We start from the raw sequence: 26,351 nt of genomic DNA, 5'->3' as shown, positions 1-26,351 counted from the left end.
AACCGGGAACCTTCATTGGAACCCGGTTTTTTTGGTAGGTGAGAATGATGAAAGAACAAATAGAGCATAAACTGTCCCTGCTGCCGGACTTGCCCGGCTGCTACTTGATGAAGGACCGTCAAGGCACGATCATTTACGTTGGCAAGGCAAAAATACTGAAAAATAGGGTCCGCAGTTATTTCACAGGATCCCATGATGCGAAAACACAGCGCCTCGTGGGGGAAATCGAGGACTTTGAATATATCGTTACGACATCTGATATCGAGGCGCTCATTCTTGAGCTGAACCTTATAAAACAGTATGACCCGAAATACAATATCATGCTGAAGGACGACAAGACGTACCCTTATCTGAAAATCACCTCTGAGCGGCATCCTAAACTGATTGTAACGAGACAACTTAAAAAGGATAAAGGAAAGTATTTCGGTCCCTATCCGAATGCCACGGCGGCGCATGAAACGAAGAAGTTGTTGGATCGTTTGTATCCATACCGCAAATGCCACCAGCTGCCCGACCGGGTCTGTCTGTACTATCATTTGGGCCAATGTCTCGCTCCATGCGTGAATGAAATCGAGCAGGAAACTTATAAGGAAATGGTGGATGACATAAGCCGTTTCCTGAATGGTGGCTATAAGAGCGTGAAGAAAGAGCTGACGGAGAAAATGTCCGCAGCTGCAGAGAATCTGGAATTCGAGCGAGCTAAAGAATACCGGGACCAAATTGTCAATATCGAAGCGGTCATGGAGAAACAGACGATGATGATGAATGACTTCACTGACCGTGACGTATTCGGCTATGCGGTTGAAAAGGGATGGATGTGCGTCCAAGTATTCTTCGTACGGCAAGGAAAATTGATTGAGAGGGATGTTTCCATTTTCCCTTTATATCAGGACCCTGAGGAAGAGATGTTGACGTTCATTGGTCAGTTTTACGGTAAAACCGGCCACCTTCTGCCGAAGGAAATATTACTTCCGGAAGGGATCGACCAGGAAATCGTTCAGCAACTATTGAACGTGAATGTATTCATCCCGCAGCGTGGGAAGAAAAAGGATCTTGTGAAATTATCGAATAAAAACGCTGAGATTTCTTTACGTGAAAAATTCCAACTCATCGAACGTCAAGAGCAAAGAACGATCGGCGCTTGTGAAGATCTCGGAGAGGCGATGAGGATTTCTACCCCTTTGCGGATCGAAGCGTTTGACAACTCCCATACTGGAGGTGTCGATCCTGTCTCCGCCATGGTTTCATTCATCGACGGGAGACCGAACCGCAAAGATTATAGGAAATACAAAACGAAGACAGCGGCAGCCCATGACGATTATGGAGCAATGCGGGAAGTGATCAGAAGACGGTACGTTAGGGTATTAAGAGATAATCTGCCCTTGCCGGATTTGATCATCATTGATGGCGGGAAAGGTCAGATGGAAATCGCCCGTGAAGTGGTCGAAGATGAACTTGGATTGTCCATTCCAATTGCTGGTCTCGCTAAGGATGACAAGCACCAGACCGCCCAACTGCTGTATGGGAATCCAGCGGAGGTCGTTCCGTTGAAACGGACGAGTGAAGCATTTTATCTGCTTCAGCGAATACAGGATGAAGTGCATCGGTTCGTCATAACATTCCACAGGAAACGCAGGGATACCAATTCCTTGACCTCTGTTTTAGATGGATTGCCCGGGGTGGGACCTAAGCGGAAACAGCAGCTGCTGAAGCATTTCGGTTCTGTTAAAAAAATACGGGAAGCCTCTGCCGCAGAGTTGAACGAGGCAGGTCTCCCGATGAAGGTTGCCGAATCGGTGATGGAATATTTCAAAGAGGAAAAATGAAAAGGGCTCTCATCAATTGCTGATGAGAGCTTTTTTTGCAGTTTATCAATCATGCTGCCCCAACAATTGAAGGATAGTGATGTGCGGGACAAGTCATACTTGTGTCTTCAAGTCCCATTTCACAAGGAATCGAACATGATTCTCTCTCGGGAATTTTTCTCCATAGCATTCGGTGAGTAAGCCATTCAGCTTCTGGAACTGTTCTGCAATGAAGCCGGCTTCTAGATTATAAGATCTGTTTTTCAGCAAAGTTGTGTCGCTTTGCTCGAGTACGAATAAAGCTTCATCCTTTGCTGTTTTGCCTTCGTGAGGGACAAGTGGACCCCAACCGGCTTCCCGGAAGAAATCCGGCAGCTCGTCGATCGAAAAAATAGGGAACTTTCTAGCTATCTCTTTCCCGGACCAGTAAAGAATCTCATCTTCATGGTTGCCTAATATGTTCGGAAGCACATGGTCCCTTATGATTTCATATCCTAATCGGGTTGGAGTTTCATAGGTTTGTTTAGTCAACGATCATGCAGTCCTTTCGGTGGGGTCGGATTATGTATTGAACTTTTTTGACAATTGTCTGGAAAAGCCTCCATCACCTTGACCTCCTCAAAAGTGAGGAGTACAATGAACATGTTATCATATTGTACCATTAAGAGGCATGCCGTCAACGTCTATCATTTGTACAAACAGTGACGACGCTTTTCGGATATATCTCTTAAAAAGGGAGGGTAAAAGACTTGTCGAGAGAATCAGATTTTTACTTGCGCCGACTGCATTCATTGCTCGGAGTTATTCCGGTTGGGTTGTTCCTCGCTCAACACTTGGTCATCAACCATTTTGCAACGCGCGGTGAAGAAGCGTTCAATAACGCATCCAATTTCATGGGGAGCTTGCCGTTCGTCCTGTTCTTGGAATGGTTCATTATCTATATTCCGTTAATGTTCCATGCGTTTTATGGTGTGTACATAGCTTTCACTGCGAAAAATAATGTTCAGCGCTACGGTACATTCCGTAACTGGATGTTCATGTTGCAACGTGTAACAGGCGTTTTCCTAGTCATTTTCATAGCGTGGCATATCTATGAAACGAGAATCCAAAAAGCACTTGGGGCAGAAGTGAACTTCAACATGATGGAAGAGATCCTTTCTAATCCATTCATGCTTGCGTTCTATATTGCAGGTGTTTTGGCAGCGACATTCCACTTGGCAAATGGCCTATGGTCGTTCGCAGTTACGTGGGGGATTGCACAATCGCCACGCTCGCAAAAAATCGTTTCTTACATTACTATCGTAGCATTCTTAGTTCTTTCCGTAATAGGCGTACAAGCTTTATTGGCATTCGTTGTCTAATACAATCTAGTTCCTGAATTACAAGTATATGTAAAATTTGAGGAGTGAAACAATAATGGCAAAAGGCAGATTGATTGTCGTCGGTGGCGGACTTGCCGGCTTGATGGCAACTATCAAAGCTGCGGAAGAAGGGGTCGGGGTAGACCTGTTCTCACTCGTTCCGGTAAAACGCTCCCACTCCGTTTGTGCGCAAGGCGGCATCAACGGCGCAGTGAATACGAAAGGTGAGGGCGACTCGCCTGCAATCCACTTTGATGACACTGTTTATGGCGGGGACTTCCTAGCGAACCAACCTCCCGTTAAAGCAATGGCGGAGGCGGCTCCTGGGATCATCCACTTGATGGACCGGATGGGTGTCATGTTCAACCGCACACCTGAAGGATTATTGGATTTCCGTCGTTTTGGCGGTACGTTGCATCACCGTACAGCATTTGCTGGCGCTACGACTGGCCAACAACTTCTATATGCATTGGACGAACAAGTTCGCCGTCATGAGGTGGCGGGTCTTGTTCAGAAGTATGAGCACTGGGAATTCCTTGGCGTCATCATGGATGAAGAAGGAATTTGCCGTGGGATCAAAGCACAGAACATGCAGTCCATGGAAATTAAGGCGTTCCCTGGAGACGCGGTCATTATGGCGACTGGCGGACCTGGAATCATCTTCGGTAAATCGACTAACTCAGTAATCAATACAGGTTCCGCAGCTTCGATAGTGTATCAACAAGGGGCTAAATATGCGAATGGTGAATTTATCCAAATTCATCCTACTGCAATCCCGGGAGACGACAAACTACGTCTTATGAGTGAATCTGCTCGTGGTGAAGGCGGCCGTATTTGGACATATAAAGATGGTAAGCCATGGTACTTCCTTGAAGAGAAATATCCGGATTACGGAAACTTGGTACCACGTGATATTGCGACACGTGAAATTTTTGATGTCTGCGTAAATCAGAAATTGGGAATTAACGGGGAGAACATGGTATACCTTGACCTTTCCCACAAAGATCCGAAAGAGCTTGATATCAAACTGGGCGGCATCATTGAAATCTATGAAAAATTCACTGGTGATGATCCTCGCAAATTGCCAATGAAAATCTTCCCTGCGGTCCATTACTCAATGGGCGGACTTTGGGTCGATTACGAGCAGCAGACGAATATTCCTGGTCTGTTTGCAGCTGGCGAATGTGATTACTCCCAGCACGGTGCGAACCGCCTTGGAGCGAACTCCTTGCTATCTGCCATCTATGGCGGAATGGTTGCAGGTCCGGAAGCGGTCAAGTATATGCGCGGCGTAAAACGCACTGCTGATGAGCTTCCTTCCACATTGTTTGAATCTGCTGTGAAAGAAGAACAGCAAAAATGGGACGATACGTTAAAGTTGGATGGCAACGAGAATGCATATATTCTGCATAGGGAACTCGGCGAAATCATGACAGATAACGTAACGGTTGTCCGATATAATGATAAATTGCAAGAAACGGACTACAAGATCCAAGAGCTTCTTGAGCGCTACGAAAACATCAATATTGTGGATACGCAACAATGGTCAAACCAAGGCGCGACATTTACTCGCCAGTTGAAAAACATGCTATACTTGGCACGAGTCATCACTTTGGGAGCGCTAAATCGTAATGAGAGCCGTGGTGCACATTACAAACCGGACTTCCCGAACCGTGACGACGAAAACTTCTTGAAAACGACGATTGCAGAATTCGACGGGAAATCTGCGCCGATCCTTTCTTATGAAGAAGTGGATGTATCCTTTATTCCGCCGCGTAAACGTGACTATTCAGCGAAGAAAGGAGATTGACATTAGTGACTGAGCAAACAACAGCTGTCCTTGAACAGCCAACTGCAGGAAAAACGGTCAAATTTGAAATTCAGCGACAAGATACTCCTGATTCAAAACCATATATGGAAAGCTTTGAAATCCCATACAGACCGAATATGAACGTCATTTCCGCCCTCATGGAGATTCGTCGTAACCCGGTGAATGCCGACGGGAAGAAGACGACACCAATCAACTGGGACATGAACTGCCTTGAAGAAGTTTGCGGCGCATGTTCAATGGTGATCAACGGACGCCCTCGCCAATCCTGTACAGCTTTGGTCGATCAGCTTACACAGCCGATCCGCCTAGAGCCGATGAGAACATTCCCGGTTGTGCGTGACCTTGTTGTTGACCGTGAATTCATGTTTGATTCCCTTAAACGAATTAAAGCCTGGATCCCGATCGACGGAACATACGATTTAGGCGAAGGTCCTCGTATGCCTGAACGTAAACGCCAATGGGCTTACGAATTGTCCAAATGTATGACATGCGGTGTCTGCCTAGAGGCTTGCCCGAACGTCAACGACAAAACGAACTTCATCGGACCTGCGCTATTGTCCCAAGTCCGTCTTTTCAACTCACATCCAACTGGTGCGATGAACAAAGACGAGCGCCTGGAAACAATTATGTCCGACGGAGGAATCGGCGAATGCGGTAACTCGCAAAACTGTGTCGTCGCATGTCCGAAAGGAATTCCTTTGACGACTTCCATCGCTGCGATGAACCGTGCAACAACAGTACAAATGTTCAAAAACTTCTTCGGAAGTGACCATATGGTTGACTGATTTCAATCGATTAAAAGAACTGTCCGGAAAGTCGAAACTGACTTTCTGTGACAGTTCTTTTTTGTCATAAAGTACTCTCGCGTCCAAACCGGCCAACTGCGCGTCCAAACCGAGGCATTCCGCGTCCAAAGCAGCCGCCTGAGCGTCCAAACCGGTCTATCGTACGTCGAAAGCCAGCTGTATGAAATTGAAAAACCGGTATTCTATTGGCTGTTTACACTCTATTTGCTATAATAAAAGAATGAATGTTCATTCATTTTTATAAAGGGAGTGGGATTGTTGAGGATTGCATATATTGAAGACATGAAACAGTGGATGGAAGAGTTCACATTTTCAGTGCCAGTATCCGTGCGTTTTTCAGAAACGGACATGTACGGCCATTTAAACAACACAGTCACCTTCGCATATTTTGAATATGCACGAATCGAATATTTAAAGCATGTTGGTCACATGGTTGACTGGCTTGATCCGAACGGAACGACAATACCAGTCGTTGCCGATCTCCAATGCGACTATATGAAACAAGTATTCTTCGATGAACAATTGTCGATTTATGTCAAAGCTGCATCAATAGGAAACAGCTCAGTCGACATTCATTATTTGGCGAGAAACGCAAAGGGCGAAATCGTATTTACTGGAAGAGGAACGATTGTACAAATAGATAGGACAACAGGTAAAGCCGTTCCTTGGAAAGATGATCAAAAATCCGGTTTTTCCTTGTAAAATGATGAACGAGCCGGCACAGCCTAAACCATCTTCACATATTGTAAAGTGAACGTGGATAGGAGGGGGCGCGTCTTGACAGGAGAAATGAAAAACCGTTCTTTGCTTACAGCAAGGGAGCGAGAAATCTTTAATCTATTAGTAGATGATCATACGACGAAGGAAATCGCAGGACGGCTCGGCATTAGCGAAAAAACCGTCCGGAATCATATTTCGAATACTATTCAGAAATTAGGAGTATCCGGAAGGGCTCAAGCGATTGTCGAATTGTTGCGATTAGGGGAACTGAAACTGAATTGAGAAAATCTATTGTCGTTCCTTGATGCCTGACTCGTTATGAACCGTCATATACATGAATATGCTCAGCTTCCTGAAATAATTAAATACTTATTATCCTCCTTAAACTGTTGCGTTATATGACGAAAAAGGTGACAATAAGTAAACAGTATTCGTTTTCAGGGAGCTGGTATATGTGGCGGAACAAAACGCAATGAGTCTTGAAGGCACCGAGAACATTGCTCGGATGGAAAAGGAACTCCGATATATATCTGGAATCATTAAACAGCAAGGCCGTAAAATTTTAAGCAATTATACGATTACACCTCCCCAATTCATTGCGTTGCAATGGTTGTTCGAGCATGGGGACATGACAATCGGCGATTTGTCGAATAAAATGTATCTGGCATTCAGCACGACTACAGATCTCGTCGATCGTATGGAAAATAACAAGCTCGTTAAGAGGGTGCGTGATGAACAGGATCGCCGTGTCGTACGCATTCATCTATTAGGCGAGGGTGAACGCATCATCGAAGAAGTGATCGACAAACGACGGAATTATTTAAATGCAGTTCTCGAAGATTTTTCAGAGGTGGAAATAAACGAGTTTTCCCGATTGTTGACAAAACTGCACAAAGAGATGATCAAGGATTGAAGATTTGGAATGAAGCACCGATCGGAGTCATTGATTCCGGTGTCGGCGGATTGACCGTCGTAAAAGAAATGGCACAATTTTTACCCGATGAAACCATTATTTATATTGGCGATGATGCGCGTTGTCCATATGGGCCACGTTCAGTTGAAGAAGTGAAGGAATTTACGATGGAGATGGCTACAGCACTTGCAGGAATGGGTATTAAAATGCTGGTTGTCGCTTGCAATACGGCTACAGCGGTGACGCTGGATCTATTGCGTGAACGATTCCCTTTTCCTGTGTTGGGAGTAATTGAACCGGGAGCACGGGCGGCGGTGCAAGTATCATCTACCGGGAGAATCGCAGTCTTAGGTACGGTCGGCACGATTAAAAGCAAGGCATACGAATATGCCATCTCCTCTATTTCGGAGGGGGCAGACATTATTCCATTAGCTTGTCCTGAGTTTGTTCCTCTTGTTGAAAGTGGTCAATACAAACAAAGCGACATTCGACCAATCATGAAAAAATCGTTGGAGCCAATAGTACATTTACAGTTCGACACGGCCATTTTAGGCTGTACGCATTATCCACTTCTGCACGATCACATCCAGGAACAACTGCCCGCAGGTGTGAATATTGTCTCATCTGCATATGAGACGGTTCGGGATGTGGAGAATACGTTGGCTAGATTCGACCTGGCGAACAGCTCCGGCAGACGGAAAGATCCAATTTTTTATACTACAGGACAAATGGAAGGGTTTAAATCGATTGCAACCGATTGGCTCGGCATCGAAAATCCCGACGTTAGAAATATTGTACTAGGTAAACCCGGCTGCCAATAAAGGCAACCGGGTTTTTGCTATGACGAAAATGAGTGTGGTAAGATGGATGCTGAATTGAAATTTGTGGAGGGTGTATCCAATATGAGGCATGATGGAAGAACTGCAGAGATGGGAAGGCCAGTGACGATCGAAACGGATTATCTGATTCATCCAGAAGGATCAGTATTGATCTCTTTCGGAAATACGAAAGTGATTTGCACTGCGTCCATTGAGGAAAGGGTTCCACCTTTTCTAAGAGGAAGTGGACAAGGCTGGGTGACAGCTGAATACTCCATGCTCCCTCGTGCTACTGGCCAGCGGACTCAACGGGAATCCTCACGTGGAAAAGTCGGCGGCAGAACGATGGAAATACAACGGTTGATCGGACGCGCTCTGCGTGCTGTAACCGATCTTGGTGCTCTTGGTGAACGTACGCTCTGGATTGACTGCGATGTAATCCAAGCGGATGGAGGCACTCGTACAGCGGCCATTACAGGAGCCTTTGTTGCAACGAGCATCGCTGTCTCCAAATTGGCAAAGGAGAAGGAGCTTAGCCGCTTTCCGATTAAAGACTATTTGGCCGCAATCAGTGTAGGTAAGACGGTTGAAGGTGCTTTGATTCTTGATCTTGATTATCCGGAAGATTCAACAGCCGCTGTCGATATGAACGTCGTCATGACGGGGGCAGGGGAATTCGTTGAATTGCAGGGAACCGGCGAGGAAGCGACGTTCACTAGGCAAGAAATGAATGATCTTGTCGAACTTGCGGAATCAGGCATCCAGCGGCTAATCGCCATTCAAAAGGAAGCGCTTGGTGAGATTGATGCGCTAATTGGCGGAAAGGTTGACGAAGTAGAATGAAGAAGATATTGATTGCGACGAACAATAAAGGGAAAGCGAAGGATTTTGAAACGCTTTTTAGCCCATATGGTTTTGAAGTGCAAACATTGAACGATCTGGAACAGGACATTGATGTAGAAGAGACGGGCGTCACTTTCGAAGAAAACGCAGTCTTGAAGGCCGAGACTGTCTCCGAACTGTTAGGCATTACGGTCATCTCGGATGATAGTGGACTGGAGATCGATGAGCTGCAAGGGGCTCCAGGCGTCTATTCTGCGCGTTATGCGGGTGAGCCGAAGAATGATGATGCGAATATCGACAAAGTGCTGTCAGAGCTTCAGGGAGTGTCAGAAGTGGATCGGACGGCACGATTCCGTTGCGTCCTTGCCGTCGCAGGACCGGGTATTGAGACTGTCACGTTTTCGGGAAGCTGTGAAGGGTTGATTCTCGAAGAGCGAAGAGGTACGAACGGTTTCGGTTATGATCCGATTTTTTATTCACCGGATAAAGGAAGGGCGATGGCTGAATTGACACCTGAGGAAAAAGGGCAGATATCCCACCGGGGTGCGGCTCTTCGACAGTTGAAAGAGCATTTGCCACAGCTGTTGGATTCGTTAGGTGAAAGGCAATGAAGATCATTGTGATGAGTGATTCGCATGGCGATAAGGAAACGGTGAAGACCGTTTCCGCGTTGCAAGCGGATGCTGTTTTCCATTGTGGTGACAGTGAATTGTCATGGGATGACCCGCTATTGCATACTATCCATATCGTGAAAGGAAACTGTGATAGGGATCTACGTTTTCCGGATTCGGTCATCGTTGAAGTGGGCGGCAAGAAAATTTGGATGGTGCACGGACACGAGCACGACGTCAAACGGACAATGCTGCCTTTGTATTACGGAGCGCAGGAACTCGGTGCGGATATCGTACTGTTCGGCCATTCCCACTCATATGCGGCTGAATTGAGGGAAGGTATATTATTTGTCAATCCAGGAAGCGCATTGCTTCCGAGGGCGGGCAAGCAGCCTACCTTTGCAGAAATTGAATGGGATGGCAGCTATCGGATATACTTCAAAAACATGGACATGGAAACCATAATTACAGCGGATATGAAAAATATCGTAAATTAGTGTTGACTTTTCCAGTCAGCCTGCCTATAATAAAGTTTGTCGTTGGCAATCAGTTGTTGCTAAATGAACTTGTCTCAGTAGCTCAGTTGGATAGAGCAACAGCCTTCTAAGCTGTGGGTCGGGGGTTCGAATCCCTCCTGGGACGTATTAAGATGAACTATAATAAGAAATGAAAATAATGACCGTACACGTTGATATCACAGCGTGTACGGTCATTATTTGTTTTTCGGAGAATATGTTCTAGAATGTAAGGAAATGAAATCATTTAATACGAATTTTACACATTCGACGTACTAGCCATGTCCCCAAAGTTTGAGGCAGATGGCGGGTTCTCCAAGTTGATTTAGAAGTATAAAAAGATTGATCTACTGACTCTAAACGAAGGGCTATAAACGGGGCTCTCTGAGGAGAATGTACTTCATGTATTAGAGTTTGTGGAAGCAAGGCAAAAGAGGGCATCTACTTTCTTCTGTTCCCAGTTCTCCCATTCAAAATGAGGACAAGCCCAAATAGCGGATGTGAACCTTGTGTGTTCAGTAGATTAACTCTGCTCGCCAGAAACTATTAAGAATACCCAAATGAAATTGTGGAAAATTGATTCAACGAACTTCCTTAATGAATTGTGAAAGCCCATTATTTCGGCTTGGTCCGAAATTAAGAAGTATAACCTAAAAAAATTTCCCGATACTAGTGTTAAATTTTATGTGTTAATATCAAAAGAAAGTGGGTGTTTTCTTCAAATACTTTGAGTAACTTTAGCAAGCTGCTAGCTCGTCCAATGTATACCTTACGGATAATAGTGGAAATGCAGATATAATTTCAATTTTCCAGCACAACCATTAGCATTGCCTAAATATATTTGTCAACTTCCTCGCAAAAAGTTCAGTCAAAGATGAAGCTTTTTTATGGGTTGCGGAGTATTTTCCAAGAGGAATAGCTTTAGAAATCATTTATCCTAGTGAAAGGAGTTAGATAAATATGATGGTATTATTGGGCATCTCATTCATTTGTTTTCTAGCATTAATGTTTAGTTTACTATTGATTAATCAACAAAAAACAATTCAAATCAATAGAAGAATAGAAGGAAAATTAGATAAGTTAATCACTATGTTAGGTAAGGAGAAAAGTAACCAATGATTAAGGACTGGTTAGAGAAAAAATGAGTAGTGGGCGCAATTTGTGCATTAACTAGATCAAGAAATTATTGAGGGGATTATATAAACGCAACACAAATACAATACAATGTTCTAGGAAACATCATAACAACAACGTTTATTGGTACAGATTTACGTCCCCCAGGGTTGTATTTAATAATTTTTGATAAAAAGCGCTGCAACCGTTGTGACTTCAACGTTTGCGGCGCTTTTTCATCGTTGCAGCAATCACTTGCACGAAAACTTAGTCATCGGCAGATTAAAATGACTTAGTATCCTTCAGACTGTAATGTGAAGAAATTATTATACACATTACAAAAGGTAAGGAGATATAGAAAATGACTATGGCGAATTTGAAAAAGTTACAGGAAATCAGACTGGCACTTACTGCGAAGTATTTTGAACGGGAGAACGAGGTTGAAGGGATTCTTGTCGCCCTGCTTTCGAGACAGCATATGCTCATGATTGGACCCGCCGGAACTGCGAAATCTGCATTGGCTGTTGAGTTGGCAAAAATCATACACGGAACAGAATACTTCCAATGGTTACTAACTAGGTTCAGCACACCTGAAGAAGTTTTTGGCCCGTTGTCGTTGAAAGATCTTGAGAAAGGCATATACAAGCGGAATACAGCATCTAAAATGCCGGAAGCCAATCTTGTTTTCCTGGATGAGATTTTTAAAGCCAATTCTGCAATCTTGAACAGCTTGCTGACGCTTATAAACGAAAGAGTTTTCTATAATTCCGGAACACCCGGAAAGGCACCCTTAATTTCAGTTATTGGGGCTTCTAACGAATACCCTGAAGAAGGGGAAGGGCTGGAAGCTTTATTTGACAGGTTCTTACTACGGTTCGAGTTGGATTATATCGCAGATCAAACGAATTTTGTTTCGATGATGAAGGGAACCGGTAGGAATCAGTTTTTGCCTTCCATGACGATGGACGAATTGATTCAACTTCAGTTGTTGACGGACAGTGTTTCAATACCGGATGAAGTGTATGAAATACTGTCGGAAATTCGAAATGAATTACGTGACGAAGGGATACGCCCTTCGGACAGGCGTTTTAAACAGTCGCTGTCCATACTTCAAGCGAAGGCGTTGATAAGCCAGAGACAAGTTGTGAATGTATCCGACATTGTCATCCTTGAAAATGTCCTATGGGAAACGGTGGACCAAAAAGATGTAGTGTCTTCCGTTATCCGAAATCATTCACAAGATGTCGTTACTCAGATCCTTCATTCCATACAAAACGAGGCAAATGAAGTGTTCTACACTGTACTTCAGGATCCTACGACCGAGTATGGAATGGAGGCGACTCATAAAATGAAAACCTTAGTGGCAGATTTAAAAAAACTCAAAAGTGATTATCATAGTCGGAAGGCTGATATCGACGCATTACTTGATAAATTGACTTCGATGGAACATGAAATCTTGAATAAGATTTTAGAGCCTTGGTATTTTGATGCTCGAAATGAACAGAAGGAATCTGCCAGCACCTTTTTTAAAATGTGAAAGGGGATAATCTTTGTGAAGAGTCATAAAAATTACAATGGCAATCAATCGGTTTTGAATACGGACGCGTTCGATAAAAGACGTTTCAGAGAGATTTTCGATATGTCATCGGGACTTCAACAGGTAAGAGCTGAAGGTATACTACCGATGTTCGATTCATTACTAGCAGATATTTGGGCTTCCTTATACAAAATGAAACCTGACATTATTGAAGGTGACATTAACGGTGTCCTAAAGATTAATAAATCACTCATGGAAAGAATCATGGAGGATGAAAACTTTGCTACCTATCGAGGCATCACCCGTTTGGATGATTTGTCGTCAGCTATCGGCACGATCAAAATCGGGAGGATGGTGAACCAATGGCTCATTGACCAAAAAAAGGAAGATGAAGATTTTGATGAGCAGATGCAGGAAATTCTCGCAATGCAAAGGCTACTCCAAAGACAGGAGTGGCAAGAAGAGGCGGAAAATGGAAGTCGTGCAATAGAAGAGAAAATTACAAGGTCCATGGATAGATTCGATGAGAAATTGCAACAGATGCTCCAAGGCAACTGTGATAGCTTTTCACAAGCATTGGTTCGAGCTATGCAAGAAACAGTGCAGGTGAAGGAGGCTCTTAACTCTTTACTTGGGGGCACCCGAGCTGGCAGTGGGGATGCAGAACTGAAAAAAGTTCCTCTACGAGACCAACTATTGCTAGCAGAGAAGATAGCTTCCGATAAAAAAATGAAAGAAATTGCAGACTGGGCTGGTCGATTCAAACAGGCAGCCCGAAAAAAACAAAAGGTCAAATATAGCGAGGCAATGGGGAGAAGCGGAGTAACAATAGGCTCCAATATTGAACGATTGTTGCCGATGGAGCTGGGATTGTACATGCATCCAATAACGAGGAACGACTTTCTTCGTCGGTTTGTAGAAGGTCAGACGATGATATATGAACAGGAAGGAAAAGAGGTACTTGGGAAAGGTCCAATCATACTTTGCTTGGATCAGTCAGGTAGTATGCAACACCTTGATACTCAATCCAAAGGGTTCACGTTAGCCCTCATGTCGATTGCCAGAAAGCAGAGAAGGGATTTTTGTTTGATTTTATTTTCCACGCGCTTACAAGTGTTTACATATGAAAAGGGAAAAATAAAGATTTCAGATATGGTGAAGCTGGCACAAACCTTCTTGAGCGGTGGGACGGATTTTTCCTTACCCCTTTGTAAATCGCTAAATGTTATTAGTGAAAGCCGTTTTAAAAAAGCTGATGTAGTGTTTGTTACGGACGGTGAAGACAGCATAAAAGATTCATTCCTTGAAGAGTTCAGTAAGAAGAAAAAAGAGAAAGTCTTTAATGTCCTATCCTTTATTATAGGTAACAGCACAAACACTGCGGAACAGTTTTCCGATAAAGTTGTCATGGTGAAAGACTTTGAAGACGAGGGAAGTCATGCTGCATTTGAAATTTAAAGGAGGCACTTTAAAGGGGCGGGGAGTAACAATTCGATACGGAATATCAATTTGAATTATTAATATAATATGAATTATAAGGTTGACAATTTATTTATATATGTTTATACTAATTTTCAATCAGTTGAAGCAATAAAAATGATTTTAACAACTACATACAACTCTTATTACGAGTGGCGGAGGGAATAGGCCCGAAGAAGCCCGGCAACCAACAGATGTATTTCTGTAAAGGTGCTACATCCTACAGGTGTTTGAGCCTGGAAGATAAGAGGAGGAATTCTGCAGCCCTCTTCTTATGAAGAGGGTTTTTCATATGGATAAATAAAAATCTAGTTATTCATAAGCTCAAATCCGACTATACCAATCGGTGCAATTACAAATTGGATTGAATTGAATTTCAATATAAAAATGAATTTAGGAGGAAATGAACATGAGAAGATTGATTGTCTTACTGCTAATGGTGATGGGTGCAACGGTCCTAATGACAGCTTGCTCATCTGGTGAAGGGATAGAAAAAAAGAAATTAAATAAAGTTGTATTGGATTATGCCTATTACTCACCAACTAGCCTAGCGTTAAAAGAATTTGGTTGGGCAGAAGAGGCGTTTGAAGAACAAGGGATTAAGGTGGAATGGGTACTCAGCCACGGAAGTAATAAAGCACTTGAATTCCTAAATTCAAAAAGTGTCGACTTCGGTTCGACAGCTGGAGCTGCTGCGTTAATTGCCAAGTCAAACGGTTCTCCGATTGAATCAGTCTATATCTATTCAAAGCCTGAATGGACTGCACTTGTGGCAACAGGGGATTCAGACATCACGTCAATTGAACAATTGAAGGGAAAGAAAGTAGCTGCGACGCTAGGAACGGATCCATATATTTTCCTTCTCCGTTCGTTACAGGAAGTTGGCTTGTCATCAAAGGACTTGGAAATTGTGAATTTGCAGCACTCTGATGGAGCTAACGCCCTTCTAACGGGTCAAGTAGAAGCATGGGCAGGGCTCGATCCACATATGGCAAAAGTTGAAGTCGATTCTGGTGCCAAATTATTTTTACGAGACCATGAAAAAAATACGTACGGAACACTGAATGTCCGATCAGACTTTGCTGAACAACATCCTGAAGTCGTAGAAACAGTGATTGAGGTGTACGAAAAAGCGCGGAAGTGGGTTATGAAAAATCCGGAAGAGGCAGCCGATATACTTGCACAAGAAGCAGAGATGCCATTAGAAGTGGCCCAAAAGAGTTTAGAACGTAACGACTTTTCGGATTCAATCCCTGGCTCAAAGCAAATCGAAGCGTTAACTGCAGCGGGTGAAGTGTTGCAATCAGAGAACGTAATTAAAGGCAATGTGGATGTCACAAAGATTGTCGAAGAATTGATTAATGATCAGTTTGCAAAAAAAGTAATCGAATGAATTAGGGGGAATAGACATGACGGTCAATATTGACGAAAAAGAATTGTTTAAAGTGAAAGGAAAAAAGTTGGTCAAAGTAAACTTTGAAAATAAGGTGAGGGGTTTAGCGCTTGGCTTGATCATTCCGTTCATTCTTTTAGTCGTTTGGGAAGCGGCTGTCCGTTTCAATTGGCTCGATGCCTATGTCTTTCCCGCTCCGACAACCATTTTGCAAAAAAATATCGAATTAGCCCAAGAAGGCACACTCTGGGGACATGTAGGAATTACGTTCTTTCGTGTCCTGATCGGGTTTCTGGCAGGAACAATTGCCGCGGTTGTACTTGGATCCATCGTTGGTTATTTTAAATGGTTTGAACAGTTGATGGATCCATTAATTCAAGCCTTTCGCTCGATTCCCTCACTAGCGTGGGTTCCGTTGTTCATCCTGTGGATGGGTATTGGAGAGTCATCCAAAGTGATGTTAATCGCTGTCGGTGTGTTCTTTCCGATCTATTTGAATATCGTCTCGGGTATTCAAGGGGTCGATCGGAAGTTGATTGAAGTCGGTAAGATCTATCATTTCACACCGTTGCAAATTATTCGTCGTATCATCCTGCCCGCTTCACTTCCATCATTTCTTGTAGGATTACGCAGCGGTGTCGGATTGGGCTGGATGTTCGTCGTTGCTGCCGAGCTGATGGGTGCCAGTCAAGGCCTTGGCTATTTACTTGTCGTTGGTCAGAACACGTACTCACCGGAGCTCATTATTGCCAGTATTATTTTGTTTGCATTGTTAGGGAAAGCGACTGATTCCCTGTTGAAAGCATTGGAATCACGTGCATTGAAGTGGCAAGACAATCTACAAAACCAACTATGACGGAGGGGTTTCAATGTTGAAAGTGAAAGAGGCAACGAGGACATTCAATAACGGGCTTGCAGGATTCAACAACATCTCATTTTCAATAAAGGAAGGGGAAACTGTTGGAATTCTGGGAACGAGTGGTTGTGGGAAAAGTACATTGCTGCGCGTTTTATCGGGACTTGATCAGAATTATGAAGGGGCAATTGAAATTGGGGGTGTAGGGGATCAGCCAATCGGGATGATCTTTCAAGAGCCAAGATTGATGCCTTGGCTTACAGTAAAAGAGAATATTTTATTCGGGGCGAAAGATGAGAAGGAGAAACAAGAAACCGTCCATGAGTATTTGAATCTTGTCGGTTTGTCTGACTTCGACGCTCATTATCCGAAAGACTTGTCCGGAGGTATGGCACAGCGAACCGCAATTGCCCGTGCACTTATTGGAGAGCCCGATGTCTTGCTTCTTGATGAACCTTTTAGTGCATTGGATGCCTTCACTAAAATGCAATTGCAAGATTTATTATTGAAAATCCAACAGAACCGTTTAACAACGATGGTAGTCGTTACACACGACATAGACGAAGCTCTATACTTATGCGACCGGATTTTTATCCTCGGTGGTCAGCCCGGGACATTGCAAGCGGAATTATCGATTGATGTACCGAAACCGAGGAATCGAGGAGATTCGTTTTTAGCGGGGAAAAAAGCAGAAATCCTTGAGCTTTTACATATCGAGAAGGAGGTTATCTAACATGGCAAATGAGGAAGTAATTCGTCCATTAGAAGGAAATTACAATATTTCAGCTGAACTTCCTTCAAGAAAAGATTTCACATGGGAAAGTATCGAATCAAATTTTAGTTGGTATGATTCCGGAAAAGTGAATATGGCTTATGAATGTGTGGATCGCCATGTAGTGGAAGGATACGGAGAGAAAGTCGCTCTGCATTATTTTGCAGAAAACGAAGAGTATACAGTAACATATCGTGAATTGAAGGCGAAATCAGATCTGTGGGCTACTGTTTTGAAAAAGAGAGGGGTGAAAAAAGGGGACTTCGTCTTTATCTTTTTACCGAAGCATCCTGATTGCCATATCGCGATGCTTGCTGCCATTAAACTGGGGGCTGTTGTCGGACCACTTTTTGAAGCATTCATGGAAGATGCAGTGAAGGAGCGGATTGCAGATTGTGAGGGAACGTATTTAATTGCTTCACCTGAGTTCATAAAACGGGTTCCGCGTGCCGAGTTGCCGTCATTGAAAACAGTGTTCATTACGGCAGAGCCGGAACAATGTAAGGATGATGAAATCTCGTTGTTTGAGGAAGCGAGAGCTGTTGAGGTTGAAGACGATCTCATCGAGTGGGTAGGGTTGGATCATGCGCTTAATATTCATTATACGAGTGGTTCGACAGGTCGGCCAAAAGGAATTATCCATTCTCATCGAGCTATGATCCAACAATATATCACAGGCAGATGGGTGTTGGATTTGAAAGAGGAGGATGTTTATTGGTGCACAGCACACCCAGGTTGGGTTACAGGGACGGTATATGGAGTATTCGCTCCATTGCTAAACCGGGCGACCATTGTCATTCACGGTGGCAGATTCAATGCCGATGAATGGTATTCCGTCTTGGAGAAATCCGGTGTCACTGTTTGGTATAGTGCGCCGACAGCTTTCAGAATGTTAATGGCGGAAGGGGATTATAAGACAGCTACTTATGATTTATCGAAAATCCGGCATATCTTAAGCGTGGGCGAGCCGTTAAATCCCGAAGTGATTCGTTGGGGGATTAAGACGTTGTCAAACAGAATCCATGATACATGGTGGATGACAGAAACAGGGGCTCAACTCATTGTAAATCTGCCCTCCGATAACATCATTCCAGGATCTATGGGAAGACCGTTTCCAGGAATTGAAGCGGCAATTCTAGGAGATGATGGAGAAAAGCTTGCGTCTGGCGAAGTAGGACACTTAGCTTTGAAAGCAAATTGGCCTGCCTTGTTGCGGGAAGTGTGGAAAGATCCTGCAAAGTATTCGACGTACTTCCCGTTCGAGGGATGGTATGTGTCCGGTGATTTGGCGACAATCGATGACAACGGTTATATATTCTTCCAAGGCAGGAGCGACGATATGATCAATTCTTCTGGTGAGCGCATCGGTCCGTTCGAAGTGGAGAGTAAATTGATTGAACATCCGTCTGTTGCAGAGGTCGGTGTGATTGGGAAGCCGGATGCTGTGAGAGGAGAAATCGTGAAGGCGTTTATCGTTTTACGGGATGGATTTGAAGCAAGTGATGCGTTATTGCAGGAACTACGTCTTTTTGTCCGAAGTGGGCTTGCTGCTCATGCTGCACCTAGAGAAATTGAATTTCTTGAGGAACTGCCGAAGACACCAATAAGCGGAAAAATCCTTCGACGTGAATTGAAAGCAAGGGAGCTTCAAAAAGTAAACGCGTAACAATTGTAGAGTTCTAGAATTTAAACACTAGAAAAGATATATTGAGGAGGAAATGAAATAATGAGTAAAGAAGAATTGTACAGAAAATCATATTTTAACCGTCTTGGGGAATTAAGTGATCTTGTACCAGAAGCGTTCAAGGCTTATGCACAATTTGACAAACTGGCCCTGTCTGAGGGGAAACTATCCAAGAAGCTAAAAGAACTAATAGCCATTGCTGTAGCCCATACGACAGGATGTCCATATTGTATTGAAGTTCACGTGAAAGCAGCGAAGTCAGAGGATGTTACGAAGGAAGAAATGGCGGAATCCACCTTGGTTGCAACGGCTTTAAAAGCAGGATCAGCGCTTGCTCATGGAGTGAATGCATTAAATGCATACGATCAAACGGTCGATGATGAATTATACAAAGCGTCCTATTTTACTAGATTGAAGGAGTTCTCAACCCTAAATGGAGATGTCTTTAAGTCGTTTGTTGATTTTGATACAAAATCAATGAAAGATAGCATCTTAAGTGTAAAAGAGAAAGAATTGATTGCTGTAGCTGTTGCACATACTACGGGCTGCCCGTACTGTATTGACATCCATACGAAGGGTGCAAAAGGTGCAGGCGCAACAAAGGAAGAACTAGCAGAATCGATTATGGTAGCAACTGCATTAAAAGCAGGTTCAGCGCTCGCTCACAGCGTGAATGCATTAAATGCATATGATTCATAAAACAGTGTAGTGTATTCCCTTATTAGTTTAAATGCGATGCAAGCGTTGAAAAAGTAACGCTTGCATCGCTTTTTCTTTAGTAAATAATACATTTATAAAACGAATGAATACCTGTCATGATATAATTTCCAAAGGAGATTATTTCTTATAATAGGAGATAGTATATGATAAATAAGCAATTAACCCCCAAAAAACTTAAAATTGACCTTACAGCTTTATTGTTGACGGCTTTATTGACGGCCATAGCGGGGGAGTTTAAACTTATTCCTTTCAATGGAGAGTATTTTCGTTTTGGTTTAGGGAGCATTGCTTTTTTCCTTCTCCTCCTCATTCGTCCAGCCGGATCTCTTCCGTTGACAGGTTTGGTGACTGGCTTGACTGTCGTTGTTTTTCGGACAGGTATTGAAATGACGACAATGTCTGTTTCGTTTACGGAGAGTTTCCAGCATCATATGCCTATTTTGTTATATTATGTTGTCTTTGCGATGGGTTTTCATATCATCCATCTTGACAAGTATCGGGCAGCTCCGCTCATGTTAGGGGCTTTGGCTTCATTTTTTGAGTTTGTCGGGAACGGTTCGGAAAGCATCATGCGCATAGTCATGCTGGACCGTGGCGGTCTGATGTGGAAAGACTTGGCGTTGATTGCCGGTGTGGCGATGTTCCGCAGCTTTTTCGTCGTTGGCCTTTATAGTTCAATTATGGTATCTGAGCAGAAAAAGCGAGTGCGGGAAATGCTCGGAATCGGTTCGAATCTGTATGCGGAGTCGTTATATTTACAGAAGTCGATGAATCATATCGAACAAGTAACGGCCGCCAGCCATGATTTGTACCGGAAGTTAAAGCAAAAGAATCTACATGACTTGAGTGTGCAGGCGCTAGCCATTGCACAAGAAATCCATGAAGTGAAAAAGGATTCTCAGCGGATAGTAGCAGGATTGTCTAACATTACAAAAGAAAAGAGCGCTGATTTCTTTCTCTTGTCCGATCTGCTTGAACTTGTAATTACATCGAATCGGAATTATAGCGAGTTATTGAAGAGGACTGTCAATTTCCGCTTAACGATGACAGTTGATTATGAAACGGATCAGCATATCCCGCTATTGGCTTTATTGAATAATGTAACGGCCAATGCAGTTGAATCGATTACACATACGGGTACCGTTGACATTCGCATATTCGAAGAAGCGGATGATCTGCGCATCACAATCAGGGATACAGGCAAAGGGATTCGAAAAGAAGATATCCCTATACTGTTTGAACCTGGCTATACAACGAAGTTCAATGAGCAGGGCGTGGCGGCGACTGGCATTGGTCTATCCCATGTCCAACAGATTGTTCAGACACTGCAAGGGGAGATTCATATTGAAACACCAGAAAAAGGAACGGTTTTTCAAATACGGATTCCTGCACATACTTTAGTAATGAGGTGATCTATCGTGCGTTATTTTATTGTAGATGATGATTTGGCATGCCGGAGAATGCTTGAGCAGATTATCATAGAAGAGGAGCTTGGCTATGTGGCAGGCGAGGCGGAAAATGGTGTGAAATCACTTGTTCTTATAATGTCTACGCAGCCTGACGTTGTACTGATTGATTTTCTCATGCCGGAACTTGATGGCATCGAAACGATGGAACATTTGAAAGAGCAAGGATTCAAGGGTCAGTTCATCATGATTTCTCAAGTCGTCAATAAGGAAATGGTTGGTGAAGCGTACGAAAAAGGTGTGGAGTTCTTTATTCATAAGCCCATTAATCGTGTGGAAGTTCGAAGTATTTTAACGAAGACTAAAGAAAACTATCGGCTTCAGCAATCGCTGCAAACGATTCGGGAATCGCTAGCAAATATCGGATCGGTTGGTGAACAACCAATGCGACACAGTGTGAGTGAAATTGTTCGTTCCATTTTAAACGATATGGGGATTGTTGGAGAGGCAGGCAGCGATGATATCGTAGCCATTATGGACTTACTAATGCAACAGCAAAACCGGCCATCGCAGTTGCCGCCATTAAAGGACTTATATGAAGCGGCCGCCAGGGATATGGAGAATGTTGATATTACAAAAGAAAGCAAGGCGATTGAGCAGCGGATCCGAAGAACAATCGCAGCCGCAGTCAACAACCTAGCCTCGATGGGAGTAGTTGATTATACATCGCCTCAATTCGAATATTATGCACCGCGCTATTTCGACTTCCAGGACATTCGCCTACGCATGAAACAAATAGAAGATGACCTCCCAACTCCTTCCCGATTAAAAATTAATATAAAGAAGTTCCTACAAGTGCTCTATATTGAAACAGGCGAAAGGTATAAGCGGTAATGAAGATTTTTCCTGCAAATAAATAAAAAACACATTGTCGGATTTTGTCGGATTCGATAAGTATCCCTTACACTAGTAAAAAGTGAGAAAACGCTTTCATTGGTAGAGGGAGGTATCTTTATGAAAAAGAAATTTAAATTTCCATTAGCTTATCAAATACTTGTCGGATTAATAGCAGGAATCATCGTCGGGGCAGTCTTTTATGGCCATCCGGCAATAGAGACTTATTTACAGCCACTAGGTACTATCTTTATTAACATGATCAAAATGATTGTTGTCCCAATCATCGTTTCAACTTTGATTGTTGGCGTTGCAGGAACGGGTGATCTAAAGCAATTAGGTAAACTTGGCGGAAAGACGATGCTTTACTTCCAAGTTGTCTCGTTAATCGCTATCCTCGTCGGTTTATCTGCAGCAAATATCTTTAAACCAGGTGAAGGCATTGATATGTCGACATTGGCAAAAGGCGATATCGACTCCTATGTCCAAACGACTGAAAGTGTACAAAACGAAGGATTTATGGACGTTCTAGTCGGTATCGTGCCGAGTAATATTATCCAAGCGATGGCATCAGCCGATATGCTTGCGGTCATCTTCTTCTCTGTATTGTTCGGATTAGGGGTTGCTTCAATCGGTGAACGCGGAAAGCCGGTGCTGGCATTCTTCCAAGGCACTGCAGACGCGATGTTCTGGGTAACGAACTTGATTATGAAATTCGCACCGATTGGTGTATTCGGTTTAATCGGTGTGACGGTTTCAAAATTCGGACTCGAATCGCTAGTGCCGCTTGGTAAATTAATGATTCTCGTCTATGCAACTATGATTTTCTTCGTCATTGTGGTCCTTGGCGGAATTGCGAAGTTAGTCGGCTCAAGCATCTTCAGCATTATAAAACTGTTGAAAGACGAACTTATTTTGGCTTATTCTACATCCAGTTCTGAGACTGTGCTGCCGAAGCTTATGGAAAAGATGGAGAAATTCGGTTCACCGCGGGACATCGTGTCTTTTGTTGTTCCGACGGGCTATTCATTCAACTTGGACGGCTCAACACTCTATCAAGCACTTGCGGCAATTTTCATTGCTCAAATGTATGGCATTGACCTTAGCATCATGGAGCAGGTTACATTAGTATTGGTACTCATGGTCACTTCGAACGGTATCGCAGGGGTACCAGGCGTTTCATTCGTCGTTTTGCTTGCGACGCTTGGCACAGTCGGTATTCCATTGGAAGGACTTGCTTTCATTGCAGGTGTCGACCGACTGCTAGACATGGGTCGTACAGTCGTCAACGTACTGGGGAACGCTATGGCGACGGTTGTTATGGCTAAATGGGAAGGTCGCTTCAGAACCGAAGATCAAGATAAGTATACGCAGGTAAACCCTGTTGGTGATTCAATCTAATTGGACAGGCAGTTTCGCCGCCCGTAATGGGTGGGGGAACTGCCTGTTTTATTATGGTGGTATAAATAAGTGAAATATGTAAAGAAGGATTAATGCTAGGTTTGTTGAACTAACCTTAAGTAGGAAACAAAAAGGTGAGTGGGGGGAGTATGTTATGAAGATAAAAGGTTTTGGCGGGGTTTTTTTGAGGTCAAAAGATGTAGATCAGTTAAAGAACTGGTATGAAGAAACGCTGGGATTTTCAATGGGTGACTGGAATGGCGCTATAATTAAACCAGATATAGATAATGAGACGATATTTTCTCTTTTTAAAGAAGAAAATAGCTATTTCCCTGTCGAACAATCTGTTATGCTAAATTTCCAAGTGGAAAATATAGAAGATTGGATGGAGCACTTCGAAAAAATTGGTGTACCACTTCTAAAAGAACCTGAAAAAAGCGAGTATGGGACCTTTGTTTGGATTTCTGACCCTGAAGGAAGATGGATTGAAATTTGGGAGAAATGATAATGGTCAATACAGCCAATTGCCAGAATAACTCTGGCGATTGGCTGTTTATATTTATTGATGGGAAATGTAACGTGATTTTCTGACTGACAAGCATATAGTTTGAATTCGAGATGCTTTTCTTACATCATAATTAGTTGAGTTATAAAGAAAAGCTTATATAAGCTTATGTCGCGTGTTCAAAAAAATAGTAAACAAGAAGTTGCCGAATAGGTGATTTCTTATCTTCTCACTTGTCTAATCAAACGATAAATAGGAGGAAAAAACTCATGTACAAAATTCCAGGACATCACCACATTTCGATGATCACCAAAAATGCTAGTAAAAACAATCACTTTTATAAAGAAGTACTTGGTTTACGGCGTGTGAAAATGACGGTCAATCAAGACGATCCGTCAATGTATCACTTATTTTATGGAGACCGAACCGGAAGTCCTGGCACTGAATTATCATTTTTTGAAATTCCGGTTGTAGGAAGTACGCACCGAGGAACAAATGCCATCACCCGAATCGGATTACTTGTCCCATCCGTTGCTAGCTTATCTTATTGGAAAACGCGTCTTGAAGAATTTGATGTACAACATAGTGACATTACAATGTACGCTAATCGTCCCGCTTTACACTTTGAGGATTCAGAAGGCTTGCGGATGGTGCTTCTTGTGTCAAACAGCGAAAAACCCGAGCACTGGGAAACATGGGGAAAATCAATCGTACCGGAAGAACATCAAATTCAAGGCATGGGTTCAGTTGAAATGACTGTGCGGAGACTCGATAAACTTGCAAGTACACTTACAGAAATATTCGGATATTTGGAAGTGTTCCGTACGGAAGAAGAGGCGATATTCCAATCGGTTAAAGGCGAAGTTTTTGGTGAAATTGTCGTGAAATTTTTAGACGGTCCATCCGAAAAACCTGGACGCGGCAGCATTCATCATTTGGCGGTGCGTGTTAAAGACGAAGAAGAGCTTGCATATTGGGATGAACAAGTCCGGGCACGAGGCTTCTATTCATCCGGCATTGTGGACCGCTTCTACTTCAAGAGTTTATATTTCCGCGAATCAAATGGAATTCTATTTGAAATTGCGACAGACGGACCGGGTTTTACAATCGACGGAAATATTGAAACGCTAGGTGAGAAATTAGACTTGCCGCCGTTTTTAGAAGAGCGTCGGAATGAAATTGAAGAAAAACTACAACCTATTGAGGAGAATGAATAATTACAGAAAATCCTTTGTGTGCATGTGAAAAGTTACGTCACTTAAAGATTTTTGGAATAGGGACAACTTTACTCGGAATAGATTGATTCAGTACGTATGCATACAAAGGGGAGATTCGTATGTATTGGAACGAAGAGTACCAAAGCGGTGGTCCCAACATATCGCCAACGGAGTTTGTGGAACGGTCATTGGAGGAAATCCAGTTCTGGTCAAGAATTATGAAAGAACATTCCTTATTTCTAAGGCTAGGGTTTCGGTGTGAAGATACACAACTAATCGCAGAAGCAAATCAATTTTATCGTATATTCGAACGAATTGAACAACAGTCGCATGCTTATACAAATCAAACAGACCCCCTGACCATCAGAAGGTTCAATTCAGAAGTTCAGATGGCAGCGACGAATATTTACGCTTTTAAACGAAAAGTGTTAGGGTTGATCCTATCTTGCCAGTTGCCCGGCGGAAACAACTTCCCGTTATTGGTAGACCATATTAGTAGGGAAGCCAATTATTTCAGGAAGCGACTCATTGAATTAAATGAAGGGAAATTAGTGCCGCTTGCAGATGCAATCATCAAAGAGAATGTGTTCTTTTTACGAATTATGGCCGATCATGCAAAATTCATCGGTCATCTACTTGATCCTTCGGAAAGAAAGCTCGTCGACATTGCAAGGAATTTCAGCAATGATTTTGATGAATTACTGTTCCAAGCTAGGGATTTAGACGGAATGAGACCGTATTCCCAAACCGTTCCCCTGTTGGACCAATTCCTTGATCAAAATCGGGTGTCTGTCGTTTCCCTCCGCGAATTCAAAAAGACGGCCAGAGATTTAATTGAAGAATGTAAAATAAAGAGTATTATCCATCCGTTATTAGCGGACCATGTTTATCGCGAAGCAGACCATTTCCTAACGATTATCGATTCGTTCGATGCGCATCTTACTGGGGCCAATGCATAGAAGATGAAAAAGGAGGGCGTTAAACTTTGAAAAATCAAAGTTTAATGCCGTCCTTATTTTAGTTAAGCAATATATTTAATTTCCATTATTACAGTAATCAATTACATCCATCAGGAACTGTATATCGGACCGAATTGTAGGCTTTAAGCTATCAGGACATCTGTTAATATCGCTCTCAAGCTTTTGAACCTC

At 43.1% G+C, this 26,351-nt stretch carries 25 protein-coding genes, 1 tRNA gene and 1 riboswitch; of the genes, 25 read left to right on the top strand and 1 reads right to left on the bottom strand.

All coding sequences use genetic code 11. The features are described 5' to 3' along the window. Window positions 1-47: 47 nt before the first annotated feature. Window positions 48-1,826 (top strand): excinuclease ABC subunit UvrC, encoded by a 1,779-nt coding sequence (uvrC, locus tag OC538_RS04710; RefSeq protein ID WP_251694234.1) that lies wholly within the window; start codon window positions 48-50, stop codon window positions 1,824-1,826. A 93-nt stretch (window positions 1,827-1,919) separates the two neighbouring features. On the opposite strand, the gene OC538_RS04705 is transcribed toward uvrC, so the two are convergent. Next, window positions 1,920-2,336 (bottom strand): DUF2507 domain-containing protein, encoded by a 417-nt coding sequence (locus OC538_RS04705; RefSeq protein ID WP_251694235.1) that lies wholly within the window; start codon window positions 2,334-2,336, stop codon window positions 1,920-1,922. 218 nt (window positions 2,337-2,554) lie between these two features. On the opposite strand from OC538_RS04705, the gene OC538_RS04700 reads away from it, so the two are divergent. The 24 genes from OC538_RS04700 to OC538_RS04585 all read left to right on the top strand — a co-directional run bounded on the left by OC538_RS04700 (window position 2,555) and on the right by OC538_RS04585 (window position 26,159). Further along, window positions 2,555-3,166, top strand: a complete 612-nt coding sequence (locus OC538_RS04700; RefSeq protein WP_251694236.1) for a succinate dehydrogenase cytochrome b558 subunit — start codon at window positions 2,555-2,557, stop codon at window positions 3,164-3,166. A 55-nt stretch (window positions 3,167-3,221) separates the two neighbouring features. Continuing rightward, the gene (sdhA, locus tag OC538_RS04695; RefSeq protein ID WP_251694237.1) at window positions 3,222-4,976 is read left to right on the top strand and encodes a succinate dehydrogenase flavoprotein subunit; all 1,755 of its coding nucleotides are present in this window, start codon (window positions 3,222-3,224) and stop codon (window positions 4,974-4,976) included. Further along, the gene (gene sdhB / locus OC538_RS04690) at window positions 4,973-5,782 is read left to right on the top strand and encodes a succinate dehydrogenase iron-sulfur subunit (protein WP_251694238.1); all 810 of its coding nucleotides are present in this window, start codon (window positions 4,973-4,975) and stop codon (window positions 5,780-5,782) included. The genes sdhA and sdhB overlap by 4 nt, the downstream gene beginning before the upstream one ends. Window positions 5,783-6,061: 279 nt before the next feature. Further along, complete coding sequence (locus tag OC538_RS04685; protein ID WP_251694239.1) at window positions 6,062-6,505, top strand: acyl-CoA thioesterase; 444 nt, start codon at window positions 6,062-6,064, stop codon at window positions 6,503-6,505. An 87-nt stretch (window positions 6,506-6,592) separates the two neighbouring features. Then, window positions 6,593-6,805, top strand: a complete 213-nt coding sequence (locus OC538_RS04680) for a helix-turn-helix domain-containing protein (RefSeq protein ID WP_251627222.1) — start codon at window positions 6,593-6,595, stop codon at window positions 6,803-6,805. A 190-nt stretch (window positions 6,806-6,995) separates the two neighbouring features. Then, complete coding sequence (locus OC538_RS04675; RefSeq protein WP_251695256.1) at window positions 6,996-7,436, top strand: MarR family winged helix-turn-helix transcriptional regulator; 441 nt, start codon at window positions 6,996-6,998, stop codon at window positions 7,434-7,436. Then, window positions 7,433-8,257, top strand: coding sequence for a glutamate racemase (gene racE, locus OC538_RS04670; protein WP_262173502.1), 825 nt, complete (start codon window positions 7,433-7,435; stop codon window positions 8,255-8,257). The genes OC538_RS04675 and racE overlap by 4 nt, the downstream gene beginning before the upstream one ends. An 81-nt stretch (window positions 8,258-8,338) precedes the next feature. Beyond that, a complete protein-coding gene (rph, locus tag OC538_RS04665; RefSeq protein WP_251695258.1) occupies window positions 8,339-9,097 on the top strand; it encodes a ribonuclease PH in 759 nt (252 codons plus the stop codon). After that, window positions 9,094-9,708 carry an XTP/dITP diphosphatase gene (locus OC538_RS04660; RefSeq protein WP_251694240.1) on the top strand — a complete coding sequence of 205 codons (615 nt, stop codon included), beginning with the start codon at window positions 9,094-9,096 and terminating at the stop codon, window positions 9,706-9,708. Before rph ends, OC538_RS04660 begins: the two co-directional genes overlap by 4 nt. After that, on the top strand, window positions 9,705-10,205 hold the full coding sequence (locus OC538_RS04655; RefSeq protein ID WP_251694241.1) for a metallophosphoesterase: 501 nt from the start codon (window positions 9,705-9,707) through the stop codon (window positions 10,203-10,205). Before OC538_RS04660 ends, OC538_RS04655 begins: the two co-directional genes overlap by 4 nt. A gap of 71 nt (window positions 10,206-10,276) precedes the next feature. Further along, window positions 10,277-10,350, top strand: a tRNA-Arg gene (locus tag OC538_RS04650). Between the two features lie 1,347 nt (window positions 10,351-11,697). Further along, window positions 11,698-12,873, top strand: a complete 1,176-nt coding sequence (locus OC538_RS04645; RefSeq protein WP_251694242.1) for an AAA family ATPase — start codon at window positions 11,698-11,700, stop codon at window positions 12,871-12,873. Window positions 12,874-12,888: 15 nt separating this feature from the next. Continuing rightward, window positions 12,889-14,331, top strand: a complete 1,443-nt coding sequence (locus tag OC538_RS04640; RefSeq protein WP_251694243.1) for a VWA domain-containing protein — start codon at window positions 12,889-12,891, stop codon at window positions 14,329-14,331. Window positions 14,332-14,492: 161 nt separating this feature from the next. Next, window positions 14,493-14,602, top strand: a riboswitch (SAM riboswitch). A 159-nt stretch (window positions 14,603-14,761) separates the two neighbouring features. Then, a complete protein-coding gene (locus OC538_RS04635) occupies window positions 14,762-15,745 on the top strand; it encodes an aliphatic sulfonate ABC transporter substrate-binding protein (RefSeq protein WP_251694244.1) in 984 nt (327 codons plus the stop codon). A 16-nt stretch (window positions 15,746-15,761) separates the two neighbouring features. Further along, window positions 15,762-16,601 (top strand): ABC transporter permease, encoded by an 840-nt coding sequence (locus tag OC538_RS04630; RefSeq protein WP_251694245.1) that lies wholly within the window; start codon window positions 15,762-15,764, stop codon window positions 16,599-16,601. Between the two features lie 13 nt (window positions 16,602-16,614). Continuing rightward, window positions 16,615-17,334 (top strand): ABC transporter ATP-binding protein, encoded by a 720-nt coding sequence (locus OC538_RS04625; RefSeq protein WP_251694246.1) that lies wholly within the window; start codon window positions 16,615-16,617, stop codon window positions 17,332-17,334. 1 nt (window position 17,335) lies between these two features. After that, window positions 17,336-19,039: an acetate--CoA ligase gene (gene acsA / locus OC538_RS04620; RefSeq protein ID WP_251694247.1), complete on the top strand. Its 1,704-nt coding sequence runs from the start codon at window positions 17,336-17,338 to the stop codon at window positions 19,037-19,039. Between the two features lie 60 nt (window positions 19,040-19,099). Then, window positions 19,100-19,756, top strand: coding sequence for a carboxymuconolactone decarboxylase family protein (locus tag OC538_RS04615; protein ID WP_251694248.1), 657 nt, complete (start codon window positions 19,100-19,102; stop codon window positions 19,754-19,756). A gap of 164 nt (window positions 19,757-19,920) precedes the next feature. Beyond that, the gene (locus tag OC538_RS04610; RefSeq protein WP_251694249.1) at window positions 19,921-21,189 is read left to right on the top strand and encodes a sensor histidine kinase; all 1,269 of its coding nucleotides are present in this window, start codon (window positions 19,921-19,923) and stop codon (window positions 21,187-21,189) included. Window positions 21,190-21,195: 6 nt separating this feature from the next. Beyond that, complete coding sequence (locus OC538_RS04605; RefSeq protein WP_251694250.1) at window positions 21,196-22,077, top strand: response regulator; 882 nt, start codon at window positions 21,196-21,198, stop codon at window positions 22,075-22,077. A 120-nt stretch (window positions 22,078-22,197) separates the two neighbouring features. Continuing rightward, window positions 22,198-23,478, top strand: coding sequence for a cation:dicarboxylate symporter family transporter (locus OC538_RS04600; RefSeq protein WP_251694251.1), 1,281 nt, complete (start codon window positions 22,198-22,200; stop codon window positions 23,476-23,478). Window positions 23,479-23,632: 154 nt separating this feature from the next. Further along, window positions 23,633-23,983 (top strand): VOC family protein, encoded by a 351-nt coding sequence (locus tag OC538_RS04595; RefSeq protein ID WP_251694252.1) that lies wholly within the window; start codon window positions 23,633-23,635, stop codon window positions 23,981-23,983. A 269-nt stretch (window positions 23,984-24,252) separates the two neighbouring features. Next, the gene (locus OC538_RS04590) at window positions 24,253-25,200 is read left to right on the top strand and encodes a ring-cleaving dioxygenase (protein WP_251694253.1); all 948 of its coding nucleotides are present in this window, start codon (window positions 24,253-24,255) and stop codon (window positions 25,198-25,200) included. A gap of 119 nt (window positions 25,201-25,319) precedes the next feature. Next, window positions 25,320-26,159, top strand: a complete 840-nt coding sequence (locus tag OC538_RS04585; protein WP_251694254.1) for a DUF2935 domain-containing protein — start codon at window positions 25,320-25,322, stop codon at window positions 26,157-26,159. Window positions 26,160-26,351: the final 192 nt, after the last annotated feature.

Origin of the sequence: Saccharococcus sp. Marseille-Q5394 (assembly GCF_946901335.1) — a bacterium.
Classification (GTDB): Bacteria; Bacillota; Bacilli; order Bacillales_A; family Planococcaceae; genus Sporosarcina; species Sporosarcina luteola_C.
This window is presented reverse-complemented; position numbering and strand designations above follow the sequence as displayed.

Coding starts and splice junctions, on each gene's coding strand:
- acsA (WP_251694247.1), top strand. CDS start 17,336: ATGGCAAATGAGGAAGTAATTCGTCCATTAGAAGGAAATTACAATATT.
- OC538_RS04630 (WP_251694245.1), top strand. CDS start 15,762: ATGACGGTCAATATTGACGAAAAAGAATTGTTTAAAGTGAAAGGAAAA.
- OC538_RS04635 (WP_251694244.1), top strand. CDS start 14,762: ATGAGAAGATTGATTGTCTTACTGCTAATGGTGATGGGTGCAACGGTC.
- OC538_RS04595 (WP_251694252.1), top strand. CDS start 23,633: ATGAAGATAAAAGGTTTTGGCGGGGTTTTTTTGAGGTCAAAAGATGTA.
- OC538_RS04610 (WP_251694249.1), top strand. CDS start 19,921: ATGATAAATAAGCAATTAACCCCCAAAAAACTTAAAATTGACCTTACA.
- rph (WP_251695258.1), top strand. CDS start 8,339: ATGAGGCATGATGGAAGAACTGCAGAGATGGGAAGGCCAGTGACGATC.
- OC538_RS04655 (WP_251694241.1), top strand. CDS start 9,705: ATGAAGATCATTGTGATGAGTGATTCGCATGGCGATAAGGAAACGGTG.
- OC538_RS04680 (WP_251627222.1), top strand. CDS start 6,593: ATGAAAAACCGTTCTTTGCTTACAGCAAGGGAGCGAGAAATCTTTAAT.
- OC538_RS04600 (WP_251694251.1), top strand. CDS start 22,198: ATGAAAAAGAAATTTAAATTTCCATTAGCTTATCAAATACTTGTCGGA.
- OC538_RS04615 (WP_251694248.1), top strand. CDS start 19,100: ATGAGTAAAGAAGAATTGTACAGAAAATCATATTTTAACCGTCTTGGG.
- OC538_RS04660 (WP_251694240.1), top strand. CDS start 9,094: ATGAAGAAGATATTGATTGCGACGAACAATAAAGGGAAAGCGAAGGAT.
- OC538_RS04585 (WP_251694254.1), top strand. CDS start 25,320: ATGTATTGGAACGAAGAGTACCAAAGCGGTGGTCCCAACATATCGCCA.
- OC538_RS04590 (WP_251694253.1), top strand. CDS start 24,253: ATGTACAAAATTCCAGGACATCACCACATTTCGATGATCACCAAAAAT.
- sdhA (WP_251694237.1), top strand. CDS start 3,222: ATGGCAAAAGGCAGATTGATTGTCGTCGGTGGCGGACTTGCCGGCTTG.
- uvrC (WP_251694234.1), top strand. CDS start 48: ATGAAAGAACAAATAGAGCATAAACTGTCCCTGCTGCCGGACTTGCCC.
- OC538_RS04645 (WP_251694242.1), top strand. CDS start 11,698: ATGACTATGGCGAATTTGAAAAAGTTACAGGAAATCAGACTGGCACTT.
- OC538_RS04675 (WP_251695256.1), top strand. CDS start 6,996: ATGAGTCTTGAAGGCACCGAGAACATTGCTCGGATGGAAAAGGAACTC.
- OC538_RS04625 (WP_251694246.1), top strand. CDS start 16,615: ATGTTGAAAGTGAAAGAGGCAACGAGGACATTCAATAACGGGCTTGCA.